The following is a 23,926-nucleotide window of genomic DNA, read 5'->3' as shown; positions in this document are numbered from 1 at the left end:
AGCAATTACCTAATCGGAATAATATTAAGTGATTGAGCGAATGCAGGGCCACTTAAACGCTCAATAGGCGCAGGCGCTGCCTCAATTTCATTCACCTCTTTACTATGTTCAGCGACAACCTGTGCCATTTCCTTAAATTTATTTTCAACCGGTGTAAACTTTTCGCTAAATTGACGGACAATAGCCTCAGCTAAACCTAACTGGTTATTTGCAGCTAGCTCCTGAGCTGTTTGGGCATCATACATATCACGAAATTGCTGTTGCTCTTTACTTGCAAAAAAGCCATTTTGTGATGACACGGCCTCGGTTGCTGCATGCATGTTTTTCAATACTAACTGCAAGAAAATAGCTTCAAATTGCTCCGCGGCCTTTTGAATTCCTTCCTCTTGCGTATTATTAGCTATAAGCTGCTGAACTTGACCAGGATCGATAGCAAGCGATTGTAAGGTATTAAAATCCGGCTTGGTTAACTCAATAGTCACTATATTGACCCCTTATTAAATCACGAGTAGTTCAGCTTCTAAGGCGCCAGCCTTATCGAGCGCAATTAGAATTGACATTAACTCACTCGGTGTAGCACCAAGCGCATTAATTGCTTTTACAATTTCATCCAGCGAAGTCCCTGCCGGCATCAGTAACATGCCATTGTGTTGCTCCTGCACATCGATATTACTCGATTGCAATGGCATCGTTCTGCCATTCGAAAATGCGTTAGGCTGTGAAGCCCCTTCCATTTCAGTAATCGTAATGGTCAAGTTGCCATGACTTACCGCAGCTTGATTCACTTTTACCAACTCGTTCATCACGACCGTACCAGTACGACTATTAAAAATAACACGAGGCTGTTTAGAGCCCTGTTCAACACGAATATCTTGAAGCATTGACATAAAAGTGTTGCGGCTATCAGGGTCGATTGGCGCACTGACTTTTAAACGCCCCCAGTTTTCAGCACTTGCAACCGATGGCCCAAAAACTTTATTGATCGCTTTAACAATGTTTCGAGCGGTTTGGTAATTGGGTTCTTTTAAATTCAAAATGACATCAGGTTGCAACTTGAACATATCAGCCGTGTTACGTTCAATAATCGCACCGTCAGGAATAATCCCCGACGTGGGTACGTTTACTGTGACAGATGAACCATTACGGCCACTGGCATTAGTACCACCTACAACAAGATTACCTTGTGCCAGCGCATACACTTTGCCATCAATGCCCTTTAAAGGAGTAAGCATTAAACTTCCCCCATGAAGGCTTTTGGCATCACCTAAAGAGTTGACCGTTACATCAATTGCTTGGCCAGGGTTGGCCATAGGAGGAAGTGTTGCATGCACAGCAACCGCAGCAATATTCTTTGATTTCGGCAGACGGCTTTCATCCATTGTTACGCCGAACTGTTTAAGCATATTATTCAAAGATTGCGCAGAAAACTTTACTTGTGCCTTATCGCCTGAACCAGCTAGACCAACCACTAAGCCGTAACCTACAAGCTGATTGTCTCTTACTCCTAAGACATCAACCAGCTCAAGAAGCTGGCGTGAAGACGGCTCTGCTTGCACTGGCGTAAAGCAACTACTAAGAACAAGCAATAGTAAAAGTATCTGTTTCATATCTACGCTCTAAAATGGGTTTAAATAACGGCTAAATAAAGAAGTAAACCAACCTGGGCTTGATGCATCGGCCAGTGTGCCGCTACCTGTATAGCTAATTTGTGCTTCGGCAACTCTTAATGATGAAATGCGGTTAGCTACGTCAATATCATCTGGGCGAACGAGACCTTCCATTTCAATGTATTCATCACCTTGATTTAGCTGAATTTGTTTGCGCCCTTTAATCACTAATGTGCCATTTGACAGCACATGAATAACGCGCACTGTGATTGCACCGCTTAAAAAGTTTTGCTGACTTGCGCTACTACCACCATCAAATTCAGTGCTTGAACCAATTCCTAAATTAAAATCAGCGACATTCAAGTTACCCGCAAAAGGCACCGACACATCAACATCAGTATTTTTTTCTAAGTTACTATCAGCACTTTTGCTCGACTGTGTACGCTCATTTAAAACAACCGTTAAAATGTCACCCACTCGATAAGCACGTTTATCGGAATACAGAGAAAACATATAGCTGTCACTGTAAAGGCTACCGTTTTCATAATTTAAGCCTACTTGATACGCATCTTTAGCGACTTCATAGTCTTCGCGTGCTCTAGATTGTTTCTGAATCGGGCACTTGGGTTCACCATGAACAACTTTACATTGCACATATTGTTCATGATCAGTAGTGCTGCATCCTGCTAGCAGCATAACCAATAAAACAGTAGCACTTAACTTAATCATAGCAATCACACATTCTGATTAATGAAACGCAACATTTCGTCAGCTGCAGATACGACCTTAGCGTTCATTTCGTACGCGCGCTGTACCGCAATCATACTTACCATTTCATCAACAACACTGACATTCGAACCTTCAATGGTAAATTGCTGTAATTCACCAAATGCCTCTTCACCTGGCACACCTTCAATAGCTTCACCTGAGGCTGCTGTTTCACGGTAAAGGTTACCGCCTAAGCTCTCTAAACCAGCAGGGTTCGCAAAATTAACCGTTAGTAACTGACCCAACTCAATTGGCTCAACGCCATTATCAACAACCGCACTCACTGTACCATCGCGACCGATGGTGACTTTAGTTGTCCCCTCTGGTAGGGCGATATTTTGCGCAAGCGGTAAGCCGTTACCATTCACCAATAAAGATTCTGAATTTAATTGGAATTGACCATTACGTGTGTAAAGTAACTCACCATCAGGGCTTTCAATTTGAAAAAAGCCTTGCCCTGCAATCGCAACATCTAATTGATTGCTACTTGTCTCAAAGCTTCCTTCAGTAAATTGCTTTTGCGTACCATTAATACGCACCCCTGTTCCCACCTGAATACCCGACGGTAACTGATTCAAGTCATCTGCTTGTGCGCCTGGTTGCTTCTGTACTTGGTAGAATAGATCTTCAAATACGGCACGGTCTTTTTTGAAACCGGCCGTGCTCACATTCGCTAAGTTGTTTGAAATTGTGGTCATACGCAAATCTTGCGCTGCTAACCCTGTTTTACTTACCCATAATGCTGAATTCATTATTCACTCCACATCCTAACCGCGACCGCTAACCAGCTTATTGCCACTGTTTGCCAGTTCATCAGCTGCTTTCATCATGTTGATATTCATTTCAAATTGGCGGCTGATATTCATTGTTTTAATCATTTCTTGAACCGCATTCACATTCGACCCTTCCAGTACACCTGTACGCAAACGAATAGCTTCGTCCATGTCTAGCGGCTCAAGGTTCTCAGCACGAAATAAACCATCACGCCCTTTAACCATCACCGCACCTTCATCACCGGTACTAGCAAGTTTAATTTGTGCTTCTTCAGCGATAACACCACCACCGAGCGGAACCACATTAATGATACCGTCAGGGGCAATTTCTAACTCTGCAAAATCCCCTAGCTGAATATCACCGATATTGCTTTGCACACGGCGATTATTTACGGTTAAGAAACCATCCGCATCAATTTCAAGGTTACCAGAGCGCGTATAAGCAGGTTCGCCATTGTCATCAATCACTTCTAAAAAACCACCATCGCTAAGAGCAACATCCAGTTTTCTGCCAGTGTCCATCATAGGACCCGCTGATAAATCGGTAGTGACAGGCAACATTTGTGCGTGATAACGAGTGCGAAACCCACTGCCTGTAACTTGCATTGATTGCGCTTGCTCTAAATCAGCCTTAAAACCTGCAGTGCTTACATTGGCTAAGTTATTGGCTGTTACTTTTAAGGCTGTATTGTTTAGTTCAGCCCCTGAGACAGCGGTATAAATTAACTTTTCCATAAGATGAAACCTTAAGTATTACTAAATAAAATTTGCATCATTTCATCAGCACTGCTGATGGTTTTCGCATTTGCTTGGTAGTTCTGTTGGAACGACATTAAGCCGACTAACTGCTCACTGATATCAACATTAGAGCCGACATACGCACCTGCGATTAATCCGCCAACTGTGCCGCTGTCTGGCTCACTGTATGAGGCACCACCAGAGTCACGGGTTTCATACCAAACCGTATTATCACCCGCTTCTAAACCATTTGTGTTTGCAAACGAAGCAAGTACAACCTGCCCTTGAAGCTTAGATTCTCCGTTAGTGAATGTGGCGAAAATTTTGCCATCTTCTTCGACTGATAAACCTGAGAAAGTGCCTGCTGAATAGCCACTAGCATCATTTTCAAGAATATTAAAATTAGTACCAAACTGCGTTGTTTTTGCCATATCCAGCGTTAAAGACATTGGCGCAGCACCGCCCCCAACAGGGAAAGACATGGTAATTTCACGTTGATTGTAAGGGTCAAGTACGTTGTCATCTTCTTGTGCTGGCGGCGCAGGAGGCGTAAAGCCAGGATCAAGCGGTTGCATTTGACCGTCGGCATCAAAGGTAATATTAACAACACCTGCTGTGACAACATTGCCATCAACAACAACATCCTGAGTATCAGTCACAGCCCCTGCGGGGGTACCAAGTGCACTTGCTGGTAGTGGTGAACCATCCATAAAGTACATTACTTGCCATTGGTTATCAGCTGTGTGATTGAAGTATTGAGTCAATACATGGCTGTTACCTTGCGAATCGAATACTTCTGTTAGCTGCGAAAAGTTATACTGTGTGCCATCGGTAGGATCAAAGTTATTCGGTGCTACAGGATAAGAAATAATGTCGCTGGCAGAGCTTAAGTTGCCATGAAAATCGATTGCATCAGTTGCGACAGCTGGGATGTTCGCGCCTTGTACTTTAAGATCCGTTAACACACCTGGGATGATCTCAGCTTCGCCAGCCGCATCAGCATCACTCACACCATAACCTTGCAGCTTTGCCCCATTTGCATTAACAATATTAAGCTCGTTATCTAGGGTAAATTGCCCTGCTTGCGTATAAGCAATACGGTTACCTTCAGAGATAGCAAAGAAACCTTGACCATCAATTGCAATATCAAGTGCGTTACCTGTTCTAACAATATCACCACCGGTTACAAAGTCTTCTTTGATATCTGAAACACGTACACCGCTACGGCTACCACCATTGTAAACCGCGGCAAATTCTGTATTACCTGTTTTATAACCAGAAGTTGATGAGTTAGCGATATTATTACTTGTTACTTCTAACCCTGTTTGAGTGCTTTTAAGGCCGCTTAAACCTATATTAAACATAGACATAATTATTCCTCTTCAGTCTAAGCAACTTGATTAATATCGGTTAAGGCAAAATTACCTAAGCCATCAACTTGCAATAAAATATCGTCGCTGCTGCTACCCACAGAGACGCGTTCTACTTCACCATTTAGCCAAGGTGTTAGGCGTTGTGAAACACCATTGGTAGTCGAAAAAGCATTAATCGAATAGCCACCCGCATCTTGTTCATCAAATTCGAAATTCAAAGAACCCACACCACTGTATGCCAACTGTTTTTCTTCAACTAACTGGCCATTACTGTCATAAAGTTGCACAGTGACTGAATCAGCAGGTGTTGATAAGTTAACAAGACCCGACACTTTGCCCTCTTTTTCTAAAGCCACCACATCCGCTGGCACTGTCACTGTTTCACCAACTAAGTTAGTCGCTTCAAGGACTAACATGCTGCTACTGTTATCTAAACTCGCACTGGTGTTATTTTTTATACTTTGTAATGATTCAACATTTGAGAATTCAGCTAGTTGGCTAACATATTCGGTTCCGTCCATAGGTTGTAACGGGTTCTGATTACTGATCTGTGCCACTAGTAACTCTAAAAACATGGTCGACATTTCTTCTGCCGAGTTAACATTCCCTGAAATACTTGAGCTTACATTGGCAGCATTATTATTGCTTTGTGTGGTATTTGCGATATCCATGGTGCTACTGTCCTAATTTAAGAATGCTTTGCTGCATGCTGTTAACACGCGACATAACATCAACGGATGTTTGATAACTACGACTTGCTGACATCATGTCTGCCATTTCTTCAAGTACATTGACGTTTGAATAGAAGACATAGCCATCATCATTGGCAAGTGGGTTGTTAGGCTCATAACGTTGCTCAACAGTACGATTAGACTCTGTCACACCCATGGTATTAACAGCAGCCGCAACATTTTGCTGATCAAAAGAGTCTTTATACATGGCAGAAAAAACCGGTTTAAGCGCCTTATATGCGCCCTCTTCGGTAGACGCCGCTGTGTCAGCATTAGCAAGGTTAGAAGCAATGGTATCTAAGCGCATCACTTGAGCACGCATTGCACTGCCGCTAATGTCATAAATAGAATTAAAAGACATTATTAATTTCCTTTGATTACTTTATGCAGGCCACTGATTTTCATGTTTAGAAAGGTCATACTGGTCTGAAAATCCATACTGTTGTTAGAGAATTTTGCCTGCTCGACATTGAGCTCTACGGTATTACCATCACTGGATGCTTGATACGGCACACGATACATCAGCTCATTGGCAGTGATTCCCGCAAAGCCTACATCATTGTTATGCTCCATACTCGCTGCGACATCGCCCAAAATTTGCTGGTAATCCACATCTCTGGCTTTAAAATTTGGGGTATCAACATTTGCTAGGTTACTTGCGATCACCTCAGCTCTGTCTATTCTCAACTGCATAGCAAATGGGTGTACGCCTAACGCTTTATCAAATAATGCCATTGTTGCCTCAACTGACTACGTCTTGTATGCTCGTTTGCACATTTTGAATTCGGTATAAGGCTATTAACAACCTTTATGCCAAATTTTATAAGACATATTTTTCAATGAGTTACTGTAATAAATTTAATCTAAGGCGCGCTAAAGCGGAAGCAATACTTCCGATACGGAATGGTGCTTTTTTCCTCTTTTTTGGAATTATTTCCTTATTATTTTCAGCTAATGTCTTAGCAAGCAATTTTCAAAAAGAGATTAAACGGTATATAAATAGCGAAATAACTCATTACTTGGGCAGCATAAACAAGCAAAGTCAGCAAAAAAAAATTGCGTTATACATACCAGCTGCAGCAAAAGAGCTTAGCTGTGATCAGTTATCAATAAACAGGGTAAAACCCAATTCCATTCCCGCAGGTAGAATTCGTCTGACCCTCAGCTGTGCAGATCCTATTTGGCAATTTAGAGCCACCGCAAAAGTTGATCTGTGGCTCAATTTAGTCGTTGCTAAACGTGACTTACAACGCGGCGAAGTGTTAAGCAATGAGTTACTAAACTATGATTCGATTAATATTGCAAAACACGTTTACGGTATGGAAACGAGCACAAATGAATTGATTGGAATGACAGTTAAAAGAAACATCAAGCAAGGCGATTTAGTCACTCGCAGACAGCTCGAAAATAACTACCTAGTCAATAAAGAGCAGCATATAAAACTTCTCATCAGCACAAGCTCCTTTACTGCAAGCGTAAAAGCAATTGCACTTGAGGAAGGGATTAAAGGCCAAATGATCAAAGTAAAAAACCTCAGTTCTGGTAAAATTGTTGAAGGCCAAGTGATTGATAAAGGGGTTGTGAAAGCAACACTTTTATAAATTTAAAAATAAATTTAAGAAATCGATAAATTGGGTCGCTTTACAAAATTAGTAGAAAATTAATTGGGGATTGATAATGAACATAAACAACAAAGGTAGCAGTAGTCATGTTGAGCAAGCTGCAAAAGTGAACAACTTTATTGATGCGGGCAGTCAAGATATCAGTAAAAAATCTCACACAGCGGCGAACAAGCAAGCAAGCGCAGAACAAATTAGTTCGCTTAGTAAAACAATCGATAATACCTTTGAAGACTTAGCGTCAAAGCCTGATGTTGACCTTGAAAAAGTAGCAAAAGTAAAAGCCGCTATTGCTAATGGTGAGCTGTCGCTTGACCAAGATACATTAATTAATGCCCTACTAGAGTTTCATAAAAAATGACCATAAACAGCATTAAGCAGTTTATTGAAAGCCTACAACACGATGTACGCAAACTTGATTCACTCATTAGTGCACTTGAACAACAGTATGTGCTTCTAAGCGAACGAGATACAACATTACAACAGCACAACGCCAAGATGTCTGCTGTTTTACAGTCTTTAGATAAAAACCATCTAAGCCGTGATAGCTATTTACAAAGTTTAGGGCTTGCACAAGGTAAAGAAGGCTTAATGACGTTAGTTGAAAAGTTGCCAAAAGAAATTAAACAAACAACACAAACATTAATGCAGCAGTTAGTCATTAAATCAAAGCATTGTCAGGCACTTAACGAACGTTCAGGTTTATTATTAGCCCGACAAAAACAGTTACTGCACAGACTAACAGGCACACAAAGCAAAACCGCTTACCCTGAATCACCTTTTTAATTTTTATGCCTCCCCTAGCATCACATCAGTTCATTGGTGTGGTGCTTTCTATTTTACGTATAGTTAAGTTGGGATAATCAAGCGATTAGAAGCAACGCACTAGAATATAACTATCAATTGTCTCCCTACGGGATTTGATAGTAAGAAAGGGTTGGCTTCTACTTGTTTTAGCAACAATACCACTCTTATTTATATTGTTATTTAGTATAAATTGAATTAAATCAGTGATTAATTTATCTTGCTAGTATTATTAAATACACAACTAAACGAGTAGCTTTAAGACTCACTATACTTATATGGAGATTTAAAATGTCATTCATTTCTAAATTAGGTAAAGGCCTCAAGGGAGCAATTAACGCAGTCAATTCTGATGAGTATCAAGTGAACGGTGTAAAAGTGACATGTATTCATTGCAGCCATAATCGGTTTGAGTTAGGTGACGCTCAATTAAACACAGCTGGCATGACTTTTCTAAATTTAGATTGGGCTAACAGCACAGCTTCCTTGTTATCATGTAAAAAGTGCAGTTTTATAATGTGGTTTGCTAAAGAGCCAGAAAAGTTAATTAAAAGCTCCTAAAGGTTTTCGTGGTAGAGTGAGATCTAATTACTTTTGGCCGTTATTACGATAAATATAAAAAATTTGCATATTATGGCTAAGCTGGAATTCAACAAACGTCAGTAATACAGATCATCATAAGGAGATGCATATACCACACTTTATAATAGATTGTTCAGCGATGGTTCTAAAAACCAACAACGAAGAATATCTTATCGAACAGATCCATCATCAAGCTAACTCTACAGGCTTATTCGATGAAAGTGATATAAAAGTGAGAGTGAATCCATTTAACGTTCATTCGGTCGGAAATAAGCGAGAGGATTTTATTCACGTATTTGCGCATATAATGCAAGGAAGAACAACAGAGCAAAAGGCAAACTTATCAAAGTTAATTGTTAGTAAGCTTGTTAATTTGTTTCCAGATGTTCCCAACATTGCAATGAACATCAGTGATTTTGAGAAAGCGACCTATTGTAATCGCGCTATGGTGTAGTGCAGTTTTTATATAGTAAGTGGCTTCTAGCACCACTCCCTCAAATTAAGACTTTATCATGCAAATCTAAGCACAATAAAAAAGCCGAGTATTTACATACTCGGCTGTTTACTATTCTGGCTCGTAGCCTAAGTTCGGTGATAACCAACGCTCAGCTTCGGCAAGTGTCATGTTGGTGCGCTTTGCGTAATCTTCAACCTGATCTTGTTGAATTTGCGCCACCGCATAGTACTTAGCTTCAGGATGAGAGAAATACCAACCTGATACCGCCGCCCCAGGCCACATTGCGTATGAACTGGTTAGCTTCATGCCGATACGCTGCTCGGTATCAAGTAACTGCCAGATTTTCTTTTTCTCAGTATGTTCAGGGCAAGCAGGATAACCTGGCGCTGGGCGAATACCTTGGTAGTTTTCACGAATAAGTTCATCGTTCGATAGGTTTTCATCTACCGCATAGCCCCAATACTCTTTACGCACTTGCTCATGCAAATATTCAGCAAACGCTTCTGCTAAACGGTCAGCAACGGCTTTAACCATAATCTTATTGTAATCATCTTGCTTAGCATCGAAGGCATCAGCAAGGTCATCTTCTTCAAGACCACCGGTAACCGCAAACGCACCAAAGTAATCAGGGGTGCCTTTAGGCGCTATATAATCAGCTAAACAGTAGTTAGCAAAGTCGGTTTTTTCAGTTTGCTGACGTAAATGACACGATGTAGTTAAAAGCGTTGTACGCGACTCATCGGTGTAAATCTCAATGTCATCCCCTACTCTATTTGCTGGGAATAAACCAATGACACCAAGTGGTTGTAACGCACCTGATTGCTCAAGCTCATCAAGCATTGCATTAGCATCAGCGAATAAGCTTTTAGCCTGTTCACCAACAATTTCATCTTCAAGAATACGTGGGTACTTACCAGCGATTGACCAAGTCATGAAATAAGGTGTCCAGTCGATGTACTGTCTTAACGTCGCAATCGAAACATCTTTAAACTCAGTCACACCCAGCTTTTTCGGCACAGGTGGCGTGTAGTTGTCCCAATCAAGTTTGACTGCGTTGTCGCGAGCACGCTGTAAAGTAACGGGTTTTGAGCGAGGCTTTTTACGTGCTTGTTGTTCACGTACTTTTTCATACTCAGCCTTGGTTTTCTCTAAAAATGCCGGTTTTAACTCTTTCGACAATAAATTAGAAACCACACCCACTGCGCGGCTGGCGTTATTGACGTAAACCACACCTTTATCATACTGAGGCTCAATTTTAACCGCGGTATGCGCTTTCGAGGTTGTTGCACCGCCAATCAGTAGCGGTAATTCAAAACCACGACGGGTCATTTCTTTCGCCACATGCACCATTTCATCAAGCGATGGGGTAATCAGCCCTGATAAACCAATAATGTCGGCTTTTTCGTCAATGGCGGTTTGCAAGATTTTCTCTGCCGGCACCATAACACCAAGGTCGATAACCTCGTAGTTATTACACTGCAGTACAACGCCTACGATATTCTTACCAATGTCGTGTACGTCGCCCTTAACGGTTGCCATAACCACTTTACCGTTGGTTGCGCCCTCTTCTTTTTCGGCTTCAATGAAAGGGTCAAGATAGGCAACGGCGCGCTTCATTACACGAGCAGATTTAACAACCTGCGGTAAGAACATTTTACCCGCGCCGAATAAGTCGCCTACTACGTTCATGCCGTCCATAAGCGGGCCTTCGATCACTTCGATAGGCTTAGCTTTGCTCTTACGGCACTCTTCAGTATCTTCGTCAATATACTCGGTAATGCCTTTTACTAACGCATGTTCAAGGCGCTTTTCAACAGGCCAAGTACGCCACTCTAAATCTTCAACTTTTTCTGCTTGCGCCATACCTGAGTATTTTGGTGCAAGTTCAACAAGTCGCTCACCAGCACCTGGGTCGGTATTGAGGATCACATCTTCCACTGCTTTGCGCAGCTCTTCGGGGATATCGTCGTAAACCGCTAATTGGCCAGCATTTACAATGCCCATATCCATACCCGCTTTAATCGCGTGATATAAAAACACTGAGTGAATCGCTTCACGTACTGGGTTATTACCACGGAACGAGAACGACACATTCGATACACCGCCCGACACTTTACAGTGCGGTAAGCCTTGCTTAATTCGACGCGTACCTTCGATAAACTCAACCGCGTAGTTATCGTGCTCTTCAATGCCCGTTGCAACAGCAAAAATGTTCGGGTCAAAAATAATGTCTTCTGGCGGAAAGCCAATATCTTCAACAAGAATTTTGTAGCTACGCTGACAAATCTCGAACTTACGATCAGCGGTTTCAGCTTGCCCGGTTTCATCAAACGCCATAACCACCGCAGCAGCACCAAAGCGCTTAATTAGCTTAGCTTGGCGAATAAATGGCTCTTCACCTTCTTTAAGTGAAATTGAGTTAACAATGGCTTTGCCTTGAATACATTTTAAGCCCGCTTCAATCACGTCCCATTTAGATGAGTCAACCATGATAGGTACTTTTGAGATATCAGGCTCTGAGGCAATTAAGTTTAAAAACTTTACCATCGCAGCTTTTGAGTCCAACATGGCTTCATCCATGTTGATATCAATCACTTGCGCGCCATTTTCAACTTGTTCACGGGCAACATCGAGAGCGGTCTCGTAATCTTCTTCCATGATCAAGCGCTTAAACTTAGCCGAGCCTGTTACATTGGTACGCTCACCGACGTTAGTAAATACAGCAATTTGGTCAGTCATGTCGGTTTCCTAGTTTAAGTTACACGCTTCAAGGCCCGATAAGCGCATACGCACTTCAAGCTCAGGTAATTGGCGCGGTTTAACACCTTCAAGGCCTTTCGCAAACGCCTTAATATGAGCCGGTGTGGTGCCACAACAACCACCTACAATGTTGATAAAGCCAGACTTGCCCCAATCGATAATTTCTTTGGCCATCTCAGGGGCTTCTAAATCATATTCACCAAACTCATTCGGTAAACCCGCATTTGGATGCACCGAGGTAAAGGTTTCACAAACGCGCGATAGCTCTTCAACATATTGACGCAGTAAGTCAGGGCCAAGGGCGCAGTTAAGGCCGATTGAGAGCGGTTTAATATGGCGAATTGAGTTATAAAATGCTTCGGTGGTTTGTCCTGATAAAGTACGACCAGAGGCATCGGTAATGGTGCCTGAGATCATCACAGGTAAACTACGACCTGCTTGCTCGAATGCTTCCTCTACGGCAAACGAAGCCGCTTTTGCATTTAGCGTATCAAAGATAGTTTCAATCAAAATAAGGTCTGCACCGCCTTCCATAAGTGCAAGTGTTGACTCAACATACGCAGCCACCAGCTTATCAAAGTTGATATTACGATAACCTGGGTCGTTTACATCTGGTGAAATCGAACAGGTTTTTGACGTTGGCCCAAGTACACCGGCTACATAACGCGGTTTGCTTGGATTTTTTGCTTCAAACTCATCACACACACCGCGTGCAAGTTTCGCTGACTCGAGGTTGATTTCGCGGCTAAGACTCGCCATATCGTAATCTTCCATCGAAATAGTCGTGGCATTAAAGGTATTCGTTTCGATGATATCGGCACCGGCTTCTAAGTAAGCACGGTGAATATCAGCAATGATTTTTGGCTGAGTTAGACTTAATAAATCGTTATTGCCTTTAATAAGTACATGCCAATCTTTAAAGCGCTCACCGCGATAATCCTGTTCTTCTAATTTATGTTCTTGGATCATGGTGCCCATCGCGCCATCGAGGATTAAGATTCGCTGTTTTAGCGCCTCGGTTAATTGTTCGCGTTTATTCACTGCATTACTCGGCATAGTTGTTAGTCCTTACGTCTTGGCTAACTAAGTTAATATCATACGGTGTAGTTTGGTACACATAATAGTTTAACCAATTCGAAAACAATAAAAAGGCATGACTTTGCCACGTTTTCGACGGTTCGTTGTCTGGGTTATCGTCAGGGAAGTAGTTTTCTGGCTTAGGCGCATCCGCTGATTTTTCTTGGTCACGCAAATACTCCCCTTTTAAGGTATGCGCATCGTACTCTGGATGACCAGTAATATACACTTGGCTGCCTGATTTATTTTTAATTAAGTAGGCACCTACTCGCTCAGAACCAGCTAACACTACGAGCTCGTCGCAGGCAGTGATCTTGTCGATATCAATATGACCATAGCGAGAGTGTGGCACTAAAAAGGTATCATCAAAACCACGGGTAAGTGCTGCATGGTCAAAGTAACTTTTATGGGTAAATACCCCGCTCAGTTTATTTGGTTTAAGTTCACGCTTAAGGCCATAGTGATGATAAAGCCCCGCATGGGCCGCCCAACACGAAAACAACGTCGACGTAACATGCTGCTCTGCCCAATCTAAAATAACTTTTAGTTCATCCCAGTAAGCAACTTCGTCATACTCTAAATGAGCAAGCGGCGCGCCTGTTATGATCATGGCATCGTAGTTATTATCTTTCACTTCTGAAAAATAACGATAAAACGTATCCATGTGCTGCTCAGAGTTACTACTGGTGCGGTGAGTATCTAAGCGCAACAGCTCAACATTAACTTGCAGCGGTGAGTTAGCGAGCAAACGAATAAACTGCACTTCGGTTTCAACTTTGTTTGGCATTAAGTTTAAGATGGCCAAACGCATTGGGCGTATTTCTTGCGTTTTCGCGCGACTTTTTGGCATTACAAACACGTTTTCTTGACGTAACTTTGCAATAGCAGGCAATTCATCTTTTACTGTAATGGGCATAGCTGGCTCCGAGCATACTTATCTGACTGCTAATTATGAACGGATAGTTAGAAATTTCAACCTCTAGATGTTTAGATGTCCAAATGAAGTGATATTTCTGAGTGGCCATTAATTAAAATGTATGACTCTTTGAGTAAATAACACCTTGATATTAAGCCTATCATAAACGCTGAATTCTGTATTTTGAGGTAGTTTGGGTATACAATACTTGCTGTTAATTTTTATTATAAATTGAAGGCTTCTTTCATGGTGTTACCAGACAAGTTTATATTCTCGATGAGTCGAGTATCTAAGGTTGTGCCACCTAAGCGCACTATCTTAAAAGATATTTCTTTACACTTTTTCCCAGGCGCAAAAATTGGTGTGCTAGGTCTAAACGGTGCAGGTAAATCAACGTTACTTCGCATTATGGCCGGTGTTGACCAAGACTTTGAAGGTGAAGCTCGCCCTCAACCAGGCACTAAAATCGGTTACTTACCGCAAGAACCGCAGCTAGACGAGAACAAAACAGTTCGCGAAACAGTAGAAGAAGCAGTAAGCGAAGTTAAAAATGCACTGAATCGCTTAGATGAAGTATACAACGAGTATGCAATGGATGGTGCTGACTTCGATGCACTTGCGAAAGAGCAAGGTGAACTTGAAGCTATCATCCAAGCACACGATGGTCACAATATCGACAACGTGTTAGAACGTGCAGCTGATGCATTACGTTTACCACCTTGGGATGCAAAAATTGAACACCTTTCGGGTGGTGAGCGACGCCGTGTTGCGATCTGTCGTTTACTACTTGAAAAACCAGATATGCTAATTCTTGATGAACCAACCAACCACTTAGATGCTGAGTCAGTTGCTTGGTTAGAGCGCTTCTTACACGACTACGAAGGTACCGTGGTAGCTGTAACCCACGACCGTTACTTCTTAGATAACGTAGCAGGTTGGATTTTAGAGCTTGACCGTGGTGAAGGTATTCCTTGGGAAGGTAATTACTCATCGTGGCTTGAACAAAAAGATTTACGTTTACAACAAGAGCAGAAATCTGAAAAAGCACGTCAAAAATCAATCGCGCAAGAACTTGAATGGGTGCGTTCAAACCCGAAAGGCCGTCAAGCTAAGTCTAAAGCACGTATGGCACAGTTCTCTGAGCTACAGCAAAACGATTACCAAAAGCGTAACGAAACGAATGAGCTATTCATTCCACCTGGTCCGCGCTTAGGTGACCAAGTTATCGAAGTGAAAGGTCTGAAGAAGAGCTTTGGCGATCGCGTATTAATCGATGACTTAAACTTTGCAATGCCAAAAGGCGCTATCGTAGGTATTATCGGTGCCAATGGTGCGGGTAAATCAACCCTATTCAAAATGCTAAGTGGTGAAGAAACGCCAGATAGCGGTGAGATCCTTGTGGGTGATACTGTTGAGCTTGCAACCGTTGATCAGTTCCGTGGTGACATGGACGAAAGCAACACGGTTTTCCAAGAAATCTCTAACGGTCAAGACGTATTAAAAATTGGTAACTTTGAATTCCCAAGCCGTGCCTATGTTGGCCGCTTTAACTTTAAAGGTAACGACCAACAAAAATTCGTTAAAGACTTATCAGGTGGTGAGCGCAACCGCTTACACCTAGCTAAGCTATTAAAAGCAGGTGGTAACGTATTACTACTGGATGAGCCAACCAATGACCTAGACGTTGAAACACTACGTGCACTTGAGAACGCTATTTTAGAGTTCCCTGGCTGTGTGATGTGTATCTCGCATGACCGTTGGTTCCTTGACCGTATTGCTACACATATTCTTGATTACCGTGACGAAGGCCAAATTAACTTCTTCGATGGTAACTACACAGAATATGAAGAGTGGTTGAAGAAAACCTTAGGCGCAGAAGCGGCGCAACCTAAGCGTATTAAATACAAAAAAATAGGTTAATTGATACTTAAGCTATCATTATCAGAGCCCTGCACACGCAGGGCTTTTTTATTTTGAAAGAAAAATGTTTGCATTTAGTTCTTATTAAAGTACCAACTTTAAAAAAGAACTAATCTCATGAAACACCTGCTAGCACTTATTCTACTCTTCTCATGCTTTATAAATAGCACCTTTGCATCTGAACTTGAAAACCCCATACAACTTCCTCCTCTCACGCTTGAAATGGCTGATGGGAGCCAGCTTAAAACGGCTGAATTACTTGGCACGCCTTATATTCTTCACTTTTGGGCAACGTGGTGCCCATACTGTAAAAAGCTTCAACCTGGACTTGAGAAAATTCATCAACAATATAAACGTCACGGCCTTCGCGTGATAGGTGTTAGCTTTCGTGAAGACGATGATGCAACACCTCAACAATCTTTAATAAACAGAGGGCATCATTTTAAAACAGCAATAAAGGCAGATCTGATTGCGCAACAACTTGGCGTAAAAGGAACACCCACAACGCTTTTTATCAATAAACAAGGCCAAGTTATTTGGCTAACCACCACATCAGACCCTGACGATAAAAAACTTCATGACAATGCCGCCAAACTCGTGAGTGATTGACTATACTCTAAGCTTAAGCATCGCTAAGGGTTATTATGAAAAATCGTCGTAAGTATTCGCGTATCTTGTTTTCTACACCAGCAACATTGGTTATGAATGAACACACATACAATTGTGAATTACTCGATATATCTTTAAATGGGGCACTGATAAGCCTTCCTGATAAGCTCTTGGCTGATAAAAATGCGCTGGCAGAACTTACTTTCTCGCTGCCAGAAAGCCAAATCACTATTAATATGTCTGTTGAAATCAGGCATATTGAGCCGTTTCATTTAGGCTTACACTGTGTCCATATCGATATTGATAGCATCACTCACTTAAAGCGGTTAGTAGAGCTAAACCTAGGAGACGATGACCTATTACACCGAGAGCTAACTATGCTAATACATACACCCGAATAGACTATTAAAGGTAACTTTATTACCATAGTTAAAAACTGGCTGTGCTGTATTCAATGAATTTAAATCCACATTTACCTATCGTCTATCATCCTAATTACTCATTTAACTTCGATCCGAAGCATCGCTTTGTAATGAGCAAATTTGCATACTTATATGAACATGTAAAAAGCCTTGGTCTTATTAATAGTAATTTAGTCCAACCAAAGTTAGGCACGCCAGAACCTCTCGAACTAGTACATTGCGATAATTATATTTATGACCTTTGGCATAACCGCCTTGACGAAAAAGCAATGCGCCGTATCGGCCTGCCGTGGTCTGAGCAACTCATGGCGCGTACTTTTACCGCCCCACTTGGCACCTTGCAAACGGCGCGTCTTGCCTTGAAGCATGGTATAACTTGCCATCTAGCAGGAGGCACCCACCATGCTCATACTGACTTTGGATCCGGCTACTGCATGGTAAACGACTTAGCGTTTACCAGCGAAACCCTAATAAAAAGTGGTGAAGTCACCAATATACTTATTTTTGATTTAGACGTTCACCAAGGTGATGGTACCGCAGCAATGCTCGCGCATCAGCCCTATGCCTATACCTGCTCTATCCACTGCGAAAAGAATTTTCCGTTTCGCAAGTCAGCCAGCGATTTAGACATAGGATTAGCACCCAATGCGGCGGATAGTGAATACTTAGGCGTTGTTGACGATACTCTGAGTTATTTATTAAACACCCTTAACCCAGATTTAGTGCTTTATGATGCAGGTGTTGATGTATGGCAAGAGGATGGCTTAGGAAAACTTGATATAAGCTGGCAAGGGATAGAGCAACGCGATCATTTAGTCCTTAAGCGTTGCCTAGAGCGCAATGTACCTGTCGCAACGGTAATTGGTGGTGGTTACGATAAAGATCACCGTCGTCTTGCCGCTCGCCATGGCATAGTGGTAGAGCAAGCTGCACGCTTTTAAACAATAACGAAAAAAGGCCCGGTGGAGAAAAGAACCGGGCCTTTGCTACTGTAACATTGGGATATGTTAGCAACTTTTTTCTAAGTTAAAACAAGTAGCTGTGGAGCTACCGAATGGTAATCTAAAGCCATCGCTATACTCAAAACCGTGATGTTTACAATTGAAAAAGCAAACACTTGGCGCGCCCAGCCGCTTACATCAATATTGCGACGATAGCCACGGAGCGCCATTAGCAACCACCAAAAACTCGTTGTACAAGCCACAGCCATAAAAGCTAAACCTGTATAACCACTAATGGTTAATAACATCACAACCAACGCATACACGGCGATATATAAAACAATGTGATGCTTTGCCTTCTCAATCCCTTGCGCTACAGGTAGCACAGGAATTCTGGCCGCTTGGTAGTCGTTATAACGAAAGATTGCAATTGCATATGAATGAGGCATTTGCCATAAACTGAACATTACCAATAAAATCACAGCACCAGCATCAAACTGCCCAGTTACCGCACAATAGCCCACCACAGGTGGAACTGCGCCCGATAAACTCCCTACAAAGGTGCCGTACACAGAACGACGTTTCATATATAAGCTGTATACACCAACATAAATGACGTAACCAAATGTAGCAAATAAGAGTGCCACTACGTTGGTATACACTGCTAATAATGTGAAACCAAAAACACCAAGCACGATGCCATGTGTCATAGCCGCCTTTGCTGACATTTCGCCAGTGACTGTGACGCGTTTGCGAGTGCGCGCCATAGCAACATCAATATCACGATCAATGACATTATTGATTGCGCATCCAGATGCTACGACTAAAGATAACCCTAGCAAGGTCGCGATCATTAACCATGGGTCAACATCACCACGAGAGGCTAGCAAGAATCCTCCCGCGACGGAGATTAAGTTGCCCATGATAATGCCAGGTTTAGTGACATTTAAATAACGTCGAAACACTTCCTCGACTCCTCTAATATTTCGCACAAACGCAAAATTACGAAAGAAACTAGCTAGTAACAGACTGTAAGAACTGGAGACACAACCTCAAACTAACCAGCTCCTTTCGTAAACTCTTTAATCAATTACAAAGTAATTGTTATTAGTACATCATCATGGCGTTCGATTCGTAGATGATCCACACCGACAAACCAACCACCATTACGATAATGATAGCGCTGAAGATAAATGACAATGAGCTGGCCTTGCCGTCTTCAGTTTTAAAACTTAAATGCAAGAAGTACTTTAAATGCACCCAAATTTGCACAACAGCCATCGTTACAATGCACCATACGGTGGCTGGTTTTGAAAACGACCCACTAATTACAGCCCAAAATGGAATAGCCGTTAAAACCACTGACAGTAGAAAGCCAACTAAATAGTCTTTGATACTGCCATGTGATTGCGCGTTATGTGCGTGTACTTCTAGATTATTAATGACATGTGATTCACTGTGACTCATTACATTGCTCCCATTAAATAAACAACGGTAAATACACAGATCCACACCACATCTAAGAAATGCCAAAACAGGCTTAAACAACTTAGGCGCGTCACTGTTTGCGGGTTTAAACCACGACGTAAAACTTCGATCATCATGATTGTCATCCAAATTAAACCTGCCGTCACATGCAGACCGTGTAAGCCTACTAAAGAGAAAAACGAGGTTAAAAAGGCGCTTTGTTGTGGGCCATTACCGTGCGCAATTAGGTGATGAAATTCATATACTTCCATACCAATAAATACGGCACCAAAGGCAAAGGTAACCAGCAACCAAGTTAACGTAGCGGTCTTCTTCTGCGAATGCGCAGAGATCATCGCAAAACCAAAGGTAATACTACTAAGTAAGAGTGCCGCGGTTTCAACCGCAACAAAATCAAGTTCAAAAATATCTTTGCCAGACACGCCACCGGCTGTGTTCATAAACAGCACGGCATAGGTTGCAAAGAAAGAAGCAAACAATAAGCAGTCGGTCATTAAGTACAACCAAAAACCGAAAACCGTGTTGCCACCCGTATCGTGATGCTCATGGTCATGTGCATCAACATGACCTTGAGTATTATCTAAGGTGTTTAAATCAGCAGTGATAGAACTCATGCATTCACCCCTTTAGTCGCGGCGGTATTGTGCGCCGTTTCAAGTTCAACAATTTCATCTGGTTGCACGTAATAATCAACATCCGCCGTATAACAACGTTTGATAAATACCGCGATAGCGCCCAGTAAACCAAAGGCTGCAAGCCACCAAATATGCCAAATCATGGCAAAACAGAAAGTTGTTAAAGCTGCGCTCATTAATACACCTGCCGATGTATTTTTTGGCATGTGAATTGGGCTATAAGAGGCTTCTTGCTTGTAAGCTAGGCCTTTTTCTTTCATGTCAGTCCATGCATCAATGTCATCAACATGAGGGATTTTTGCAAAGTTGTAGTACTGCGGAGGTGATGCAGATGCCCACTCAAGCGTATGACCATTCCACGGATCGCCCGTTGTATCATCAAGTTGCTCGCGGTTTTTGAAGCTCACCACAAGTTGTACTACTTGGAACAAGATACCGAACATAATGATCACCGCACCGCCAGCTGCAATGTATAACCAGATGTTCCAATCAGGGTTGTTAGTGTGGTTTAAGCGACGTGTCATACCTAAGAAACCAAGTACGTATAACGGCATGAATGCCACGAAGAAACCAATTAACCAACACCAGAAAGATCTTCTGCCCCAGCTTTCATCAAGTTTAAAGCCCATTGCTTTAGGGAACCAAAATGCAAAACCAGCTAAATAACCAAACACTGCGCCACCAATAATGGTGTTATGGAAGTGAGCGATTAAGAATAAGCTATTGTGTAATACGTAGTCAGCACCTGGAATGGCAAGTAACACACCGGTCATACCGCCGATAGTGAAAGTCACCATGAAACCTAAAGTCCAAAGGACAGGCACCGTAATACGTAAACGACCACGATACATAGTGAATAACCAGTTGAAGAGTTTCACACCCGTCGGTACTGCAATGACCATGGTCATCACACCAAAGAAGGCATTCACATTAGCGCTTGAGCCCATAGTAAAGAAGTGGTGAAGCCAAACGATGAACCCTAAAATAGAAATCGCACCGCTTGCGTAAACCATCGACTTATAACCAAACAGGCGTTTACAAGCAAACGTTGAGATAACTTCTGAGAAAATACCAAACGCAGGTAAGATCAGAATGTAAACTTCAGGGTGACCCCATGCCCAGAATAAGTTGATGTACATCATCGCATTACCACCTAATTCATTCGTGAAGAAGTGGAAATCGAGATAACGATCAAGCGTTAGCATTGCCAGTACAGCCGTTAAAATTGGGAACGATGCTGCAATTAAGATATTTGCCCACGTACAAGCCCACGTAAAAATAGGCATTTTCATTAATGTCATGCCTGGTGCACGCATTTTGAATACAGTCGCTAAGAAGTTAACTGACGTTAACAAAGTACCCAAACCGGATATTTGCAAGGCCCAGATATAATAATCGACCCCCACACCCGGACTAAACGACAGCTCAGATAATGGCGGATAAGCAACCCAACCCGTTTTAGCAAATTCACCGAAAAACAGTGAAATATTAATGAGTATCGCACCACCAGCAGTTAACCAAAAACTTAGATTATTCAAGAATGGGAATGCAACATCACGGGCACCAATTTGCAGCGGTAAAATGATGTTCATTAAACCAATCATGAACGGCATCGCCATAAAGATGATCATAATCACCCCGTGCGCCGTAAAAATTTGGTCGTAATGTTCAGGTGGTAAGTAACCACTTGCACCGCCGGTAGCCATTGCTAATTGTAGACGCATCATAATGGCATCCGCGAAACCACGGAAAAGCATGATAAGCGCAAGAATGATGTACATCACACCTAGGCGCTTATGATCAATTGACGTGATCCAGTCGTGCCAAAGCACGCCCCATTTTTTATATTTTGTTACTAAGCCTGCCACTAGCAAGCCTAAGACAGCGACCACCGTCATGGTAACCATGATAATTGGTTCATGAAACGGGATTGCGTCTAATGTTAATTTACCTAACAACGACATGATTATTCCTCGTCCTCGCTATGCCCTTTATGAGCTGAGTGCTCTGGCATTGCGTGTTGCATTGCACCGTGTGAGCCATGCGCTTGCATATATTTCATTACGATTGAATGGAACATATCTTTATCAACACTGGCGTAGTATTTAACTGGGTCGTACTCACTTGGCTTAGCAAGTTCAACATAGGTCTGTTTAGTAAGCGCAGAGCCTGTATTTTTAACCTTATTTACCCATGCATCGAAATCAGCTTGGGTTGGGGTAGCAATGGCATTAAACTTCATACCCGTGAAACCAGCACCACTGTAATTTGCAGAGAAACCTTTAAAAGTTCCTGGTTCATCAGCTATCAAGTGAAGTTTGGTTTCCATGCCTGCCATTGAGTAAATTTGGCTACCAAGCTGAGGTATGAAAAACGAATTCATGGTGCTTTCTGAGGTGATCTTGTATTGAACAGGCACGTTAGCCGGAAAAACCAACTCATTCACTGTTGCAATGCCTTGCTCTGGGTAAATAAATAACCATTTCCAATTTAAAGACACCACTTCTACAGTAAGGTGCTCCCCCTTCCCTTCAAGTGGTTTATAAGGGTCAAGCTCTTGCGTTGATTGCCAAGTGATCACACCTAAAATAACCACGATAATAATCGGAATGGTCCATACAACCGCTTCAATCTTGTTTGAGTGAGCCCACTTAGGGGCATAAATTTCTTGGTCTCGTCCATCACGGTATTTCCATGCAAAATAAATTGTCATGGCAATAACTGGGATTACAACAATCAGCATTAATACCGTCGCTACGATAATTAAATACTTTTCGTCAGCCCCAATTTGACCTTTTGGATCAAGTACCCCGCCTTTACAGCCAGACAAAGCCAGCACTAAAGACGCTAGAGCAATATTACAAAGGTTACGAATTGACAAAGGAATATCCTACAACCTAAAAGTTAACACTTGTCGATAAGTACACGACGCTTCTCTGTAGCAAAAAACGGCCACAGACATCCCCAGCCAAGTAACGAGCACAGAAAATCGGCACGCTAAAATGTGGGAATAATTAGGTTAGCTGACTGAAATTTGGACGCAGAAGGCCCACTAGGTGCTTAGTAAAGACAACTTAGTAAACGACTAAAATGGCTGAACTTAAGCAACAAAGCTTATTTACAGACAACCATTTACACGAGGAGGAGCACGACAGCCATGAGCGCTGTGTACTACTAAAGACTTTATCGTTTCACGCGCTGCGAAGGCCGCTTTACGTAAAATGACACCTGCACGACGCGCAGGGAAGAAATGGAAGACCAACCAGCATAAACCAATAAGTAACTGGCAAGACACCACTGGGTAAGCTAAAAAGCTCAACACATTAAGTAATGGTGCTTCGTACAGAGCCCCTTCACTTAATAAACTTCTTAGCCCGTGAGCATCTTCTAATGTACCGTTGATTAGCATGGCTGAATTAATCAGCAGCAAAGCTAAAACAGACATTAGTTCTTTACCAGCAAAAAACGCACGCGCAGCCAATTGCAATCTAGCTAAACTAGACTGTTTGACACCTTGTGACTGATTAATTGCTCGCAAAACTCACGCCTTTTAAAACTTTCACCACATTTAAGGTAGTTGCTCTACCCTATTTTTTAATGCGGTAACATGATCTTCATCAATAAAGTTTCAGTAATTACTGAAATTTCGATGTGGAGTATAACAAAGTCAACTTATCATACAAGAAAAAATTAACAGCGGTCAGTT

At 42.1% G+C, this 23,926-nt stretch carries 27 protein-coding genes; 9 read left to right on the top strand and 18 right to left on the bottom strand.

The annotated features are described in order from the left end of the window. Positions 1–5: 5 nt before the first annotated feature. The 9 genes from L0Z67_RS04360 to flgB are packed head-to-tail and all read right to left on the bottom strand — an operon-like array spanning position 6 to position 6,725. Positions 6–482, bottom strand: coding sequence for a rod-binding protein (locus L0Z67_RS04360; RefSeq protein WP_405128476.1), 477 nt, complete (start codon positions 480–482; stop codon positions 6–8). A gap of 15 nt (positions 483–497) precedes the next feature. Further along, positions 498–1,607 carry a flagellar basal body P-ring protein FlgI gene (locus L0Z67_RS04355; RefSeq protein ID WP_062570296.1) on the bottom strand — a complete coding sequence of 370 codons (1,110 nt, stop codon included), beginning with the start codon at positions 1,605–1,607 and terminating at the stop codon, positions 498–500. Positions 1,608–1,616: 9 nt separating this feature from the next. Then, positions 1,617–2,336, bottom strand: coding sequence for a flagellar basal body L-ring protein FlgH (locus L0Z67_RS04350; RefSeq protein WP_062570786.1), 720 nt, complete (start codon positions 2,334–2,336; stop codon positions 1,617–1,619). A gap of 5 nt (positions 2,337–2,341) precedes the next feature. Beyond that, positions 2,342–3,127 (bottom strand): flagellar basal-body rod protein FlgG, encoded by a 786-nt coding sequence (gene flgG / locus L0Z67_RS04345; protein ID WP_062570295.1) that lies wholly within the window; start codon positions 3,125–3,127, stop codon positions 2,342–2,344. Positions 3,128–3,142: 15 nt separating this feature from the next. Next, the gene (locus tag L0Z67_RS04340) at positions 3,143–3,883 is read right to left on the bottom strand and encodes a flagellar basal body rod protein FlgF (RefSeq protein WP_062570294.1); all 741 of its coding nucleotides are present in this window, start codon (positions 3,881–3,883) and stop codon (positions 3,143–3,145) included. An 11-nt stretch (positions 3,884–3,894) separates the two neighbouring features. Continuing rightward, positions 3,895–5,256 carry a flagellar hook protein FlgE gene (locus L0Z67_RS04335; protein ID WP_405128475.1) on the bottom strand — a complete coding sequence of 454 codons (1,362 nt, stop codon included), beginning with the start codon at positions 5,254–5,256 and terminating at the stop codon, positions 3,895–3,897. 17 nt (positions 5,257–5,273) lie between these two features. Beyond that, on the bottom strand, positions 5,274–5,930 hold the full coding sequence (locus L0Z67_RS04330) for a flagellar hook assembly protein FlgD (RefSeq protein ID WP_193988435.1): 657 nt from the start codon (positions 5,928–5,930) through the stop codon (positions 5,274–5,276). Positions 5,931–5,934: 4 nt separating this feature from the next. Beyond that, entirely contained in the window at positions 5,935–6,351 is a 417-nt protein-coding gene (gene flgC, locus L0Z67_RS04325) for a flagellar basal body rod protein FlgC (RefSeq protein WP_062570291.1), read from the bottom strand. 2 nt (positions 6,352–6,353) lie between these two features. Beyond that, positions 6,354–6,725 carry a flagellar basal body rod protein FlgB gene (gene flgB, locus L0Z67_RS04320; protein ID WP_062570290.1) on the bottom strand — a complete coding sequence of 124 codons (372 nt, stop codon included), beginning with the start codon at positions 6,723–6,725 and terminating at the stop codon, positions 6,354–6,356. A gap of 284 nt (positions 6,726–7,009) precedes the next feature. Here flgB and flgA point away from each other — a divergent pair, with 284 nt between their 5' ends. From flgA to L0Z67_RS04295, 5 genes are all read left to right on the top strand, one after another. Continuing rightward, the gene (gene flgA / locus L0Z67_RS04315) at positions 7,010–7,591 is read left to right on the top strand and encodes a flagellar basal body P-ring formation chaperone FlgA (protein ID WP_405128474.1); all 582 of its coding nucleotides are present in this window, start codon (positions 7,010–7,012) and stop codon (positions 7,589–7,591) included. Between the two features lie 76 nt (positions 7,592–7,667). Beyond that, complete coding sequence (gene flgM, locus L0Z67_RS04310; RefSeq protein ID WP_405128473.1) at positions 7,668–7,970, top strand: flagellar biosynthesis anti-sigma factor FlgM; 303 nt, start codon at positions 7,668–7,670, stop codon at positions 7,968–7,970. After that, complete coding sequence (flgN, locus tag L0Z67_RS04305; RefSeq protein ID WP_405128472.1) at positions 7,967–8,395, top strand: flagellar export chaperone FlgN; 429 nt, start codon at positions 7,967–7,969, stop codon at positions 8,393–8,395. Before flgM ends, flgN begins: the two co-directional genes overlap by 4 nt. A gap of 309 nt (positions 8,396–8,704) precedes the next feature. Next, positions 8,705–8,974 carry a hypothetical protein gene (locus L0Z67_RS04300; protein ID WP_062570287.1) on the top strand — a complete coding sequence of 90 codons (270 nt, stop codon included), beginning with the start codon at positions 8,705–8,707 and terminating at the stop codon, positions 8,972–8,974. 124 nt (positions 8,975–9,098) lie between these two features. Further along, positions 9,099–9,449 carry a 5-carboxymethyl-2-hydroxymuconate Delta-isomerase gene (locus L0Z67_RS04295; protein ID WP_245219991.1) on the top strand — a complete coding sequence of 117 codons (351 nt, stop codon included), beginning with the start codon at positions 9,099–9,101 and terminating at the stop codon, positions 9,447–9,449. Positions 9,450–9,560: 111 nt separating this feature from the next. Here L0Z67_RS04295 and metH read toward each other — a convergent pair whose 3' ends face one another. The 3 genes from metH to metA are packed head-to-tail and all read right to left on the bottom strand — an operon-like array spanning position 9,561 to position 14,205. Beyond that, on the bottom strand, positions 9,561–12,191 hold the full coding sequence (gene metH, locus L0Z67_RS04290; protein WP_237114885.1) for a methionine synthase: 2,631 nt from the start codon (positions 12,189–12,191) through the stop codon (positions 9,561–9,563). Positions 12,192–12,200: 9 nt separating this feature from the next. After that, positions 12,201–13,268 carry a homocysteine S-methyltransferase family protein gene (locus tag L0Z67_RS04285; RefSeq protein WP_193988430.1) on the bottom strand — a complete coding sequence of 356 codons (1,068 nt, stop codon included), beginning with the start codon at positions 13,266–13,268 and terminating at the stop codon, positions 12,201–12,203. After that, entirely contained in the window at positions 13,258–14,205 is a 948-nt protein-coding gene (gene metA / locus L0Z67_RS04280; protein WP_193988429.1) for a homoserine O-succinyltransferase, read from the bottom strand. Before metA ends, L0Z67_RS04285 begins: the two co-directional genes overlap by 11 nt. 246 nt (positions 14,206–14,451) lie before the next feature. Between metA and ettA the strand changes: the two genes are divergently transcribed. The 4 genes from ettA (at position 14,452) to L0Z67_RS04260 (ending at position 18,097) form a co-directional block, all read left to right on the top strand. Then, positions 14,452–16,125 carry an energy-dependent translational throttle protein EttA gene (ettA, locus tag L0Z67_RS04275; RefSeq protein WP_237114884.1) on the top strand — a complete coding sequence of 558 codons (1,674 nt, stop codon included), beginning with the start codon at positions 14,452–14,454 and terminating at the stop codon, positions 16,123–16,125. Positions 16,126–16,242: 117 nt separating this feature from the next. Then, positions 16,243–16,734 (top strand): TlpA disulfide reductase family protein, encoded by a 492-nt coding sequence (locus tag L0Z67_RS04270; RefSeq protein WP_062570282.1) that lies wholly within the window; start codon positions 16,243–16,245, stop codon positions 16,732–16,734. Positions 16,735–16,769: 35 nt separating this feature from the next. Continuing rightward, on the top strand, positions 16,770–17,135 hold the full coding sequence (locus L0Z67_RS04265; RefSeq protein ID WP_062570281.1) for a PilZ domain-containing protein: 366 nt from the start codon (positions 16,770–16,772) through the stop codon (positions 17,133–17,135). A gap of 53 nt (positions 17,136–17,188) precedes the next feature. Beyond that, positions 17,189–18,097: a histone deacetylase gene (locus L0Z67_RS04260; RefSeq protein WP_237114883.1), complete on the top strand. Its 909-nt coding sequence runs from the start codon at positions 17,189–17,191 to the stop codon at positions 18,095–18,097. Between the two features lie 80 nt (positions 18,098–18,177). Here L0Z67_RS04260 and cyoE read toward each other — a convergent pair whose 3' ends face one another. The 6 genes from cyoE to L0Z67_RS04230 form a co-directional block, all read right to left on the bottom strand. Next, positions 18,178–19,062 carry a heme o synthase gene (gene cyoE, locus L0Z67_RS04255; RefSeq protein WP_062570273.1) on the bottom strand — a complete coding sequence of 295 codons (885 nt, stop codon included), beginning with the start codon at positions 19,060–19,062 and terminating at the stop codon, positions 18,178–18,180. A gap of 142 nt (positions 19,063–19,204) precedes the next feature. Continuing rightward, positions 19,205–19,564 carry a cytochrome o ubiquinol oxidase subunit IV gene (gene cyoD, locus L0Z67_RS04250; RefSeq protein ID WP_237114882.1) on the bottom strand — a complete coding sequence of 120 codons (360 nt, stop codon included), beginning with the start codon at positions 19,562–19,564 and terminating at the stop codon, positions 19,205–19,207. Then, complete coding sequence (cyoC, locus tag L0Z67_RS04245; protein WP_405128471.1) at positions 19,564–20,199, bottom strand: cytochrome o ubiquinol oxidase subunit III; 636 nt, start codon at positions 20,197–20,199, stop codon at positions 19,564–19,566. Before cyoC ends, cyoD begins: the two co-directional genes overlap by 1 nt. Then, positions 20,196–22,184 (bottom strand): cytochrome o ubiquinol oxidase subunit I, encoded by a 1,989-nt coding sequence (cyoB, locus tag L0Z67_RS04240; RefSeq protein ID WP_405128470.1) that lies wholly within the window; start codon positions 22,182–22,184, stop codon positions 20,196–20,198. The genes cyoC and cyoB overlap by 4 nt, the downstream gene beginning before the upstream one ends. A gap of 2 nt (positions 22,185–22,186) precedes the next feature. Continuing rightward, positions 22,187–23,101: a ubiquinol oxidase subunit II gene (gene cyoA / locus L0Z67_RS04235; RefSeq protein WP_062570269.1), complete on the bottom strand. Its 915-nt coding sequence runs from the start codon at positions 23,099–23,101 to the stop codon at positions 22,187–22,189. 237 nt (positions 23,102–23,338) lie between these two features. Continuing rightward, complete coding sequence (locus L0Z67_RS04230; protein WP_130151028.1) at positions 23,339–23,758, bottom strand: hypothetical protein; 420 nt, start codon at positions 23,756–23,758, stop codon at positions 23,339–23,341. Between the last annotated feature and the right edge of the window lie 168 nt (positions 23,759–23,926).

It is taken from the genome of Pseudoalteromonas sp. PB2-1, from assembly GCF_045040605.1.
GTDB classification, from domain to species: Bacteria; Pseudomonadota; Gammaproteobacteria; order Enterobacterales; family Alteromonadaceae; genus Pseudoalteromonas; species Pseudoalteromonas arabiensis.
The sequence above is the reverse complement of the archived record's forward strand: the minus strand, read 5'-3'. Positions and strand labels throughout refer to the sequence as shown.

Bases quoted from the DNA above. Each gene is read 5' to 3' on its own strand.
- L0Z67_RS04355 (WP_062570296.1), bottom strand. From the start codon at position 1,607: ATGAAACAGATACTTTTACTATTGCTTGTTCTTAGTAGTTGCTTTACG.
- L0Z67_RS04350 (WP_062570786.1), bottom strand. From the start codon at position 2,336: ATGATTAAGTTAAGTGCTACTGTTTTATTGGTTATGCTGCTAGCAGGA.
- flgG (WP_062570295.1), bottom strand. From the start codon at position 3,127: ATGAATTCAGCATTATGGGTAAGTAAAACAGGGTTAGCAGCGCAAGAT.
- L0Z67_RS04340 (WP_062570294.1), bottom strand. From the start codon at position 3,883: ATGGAAAAGTTAATTTATACCGCTGTCTCAGGGGCTGAACTAAACAAT.
- L0Z67_RS04335 (WP_405128475.1), bottom strand. From the start codon at position 5,256: ATGTCTATGTTTAATATAGGTTTAAGCGGCCTTAAAAGCACTCAAACA.
- L0Z67_RS04330 (WP_193988435.1), bottom strand. From the start codon at position 5,930: ATGGATATCGCAAATACCACACAAAGCAATAATAATGCTGCCAATGTA.
- flgC (WP_062570291.1), bottom strand. From the start codon at position 6,351: ATGTCTTTTAATTCTATTTATGACATTAGCGGCAGTGCAATGCGTGCT.
- flgB (WP_062570290.1), bottom strand. From the start codon at position 6,725: ATGGCATTATTTGATAAAGCGTTAGGCGTACACCCATTTGCTATGCAG.
- flgM (WP_405128473.1), top strand. From the start codon at position 7,668: ATGAACATAAACAACAAAGGTAGCAGTAGTCATGTTGAGCAAGCTGCA.
- flgN (WP_405128472.1), top strand. From the start codon at position 7,967: ATGACCATAAACAGCATTAAGCAGTTTATTGAAAGCCTACAACACGAT.
- L0Z67_RS04300 (WP_062570287.1), top strand. From the start codon at position 8,705: ATGTCATTCATTTCTAAATTAGGTAAAGGCCTCAAGGGAGCAATTAAC.
- L0Z67_RS04295 (WP_245219991.1), top strand. From the start codon at position 9,099: ATGCATATACCACACTTTATAATAGATTGTTCAGCGATGGTTCTAAAA.
- metH (WP_237114885.1), bottom strand. From the start codon at position 12,191: ATGACTGACCAAATTGCTGTATTTACTAACGTCGGTGAGCGTACCAAT.
- L0Z67_RS04285 (WP_193988430.1), bottom strand. From the start codon at position 13,268: ATGCCGAGTAATGCAGTGAATAAACGCGAACAATTAACCGAGGCGCTA.
- metA (WP_193988429.1), bottom strand. From the start codon at position 14,205: ATGCCCATTACAGTAAAAGATGAATTGCCTGCTATTGCAAAGTTACGT.
- ettA (WP_237114884.1), top strand. From the start codon at position 14,452: ATGGTGTTACCAGACAAGTTTATATTCTCGATGAGTCGAGTATCTAAG.
- L0Z67_RS04270 (WP_062570282.1), top strand. From the start codon at position 16,243: ATGAAACACCTGCTAGCACTTATTCTACTCTTCTCATGCTTTATAAAT.
- L0Z67_RS04265 (WP_062570281.1), top strand. From the start codon at position 16,770: ATGAAAAATCGTCGTAAGTATTCGCGTATCTTGTTTTCTACACCAGCA.
- L0Z67_RS04260 (WP_237114883.1), top strand. From the start codon at position 17,189: ATGAATTTAAATCCACATTTACCTATCGTCTATCATCCTAATTACTCA.
- cyoD (WP_237114882.1), bottom strand. From the start codon at position 19,564: ATGAGTCACAGTGAATCACATGTCATTAATAATCTAGAAGTACACGCA.
- cyoC (WP_405128471.1), bottom strand. From the start codon at position 20,199: ATGAGTTCTATCACTGCTGATTTAAACACCTTAGATAATACTCAAGGT.
- cyoB (WP_405128470.1), bottom strand. From the start codon at position 22,184: ATGTCGTTGTTAGGTAAATTAACATTAGACGCAATCCCGTTTCATGAA.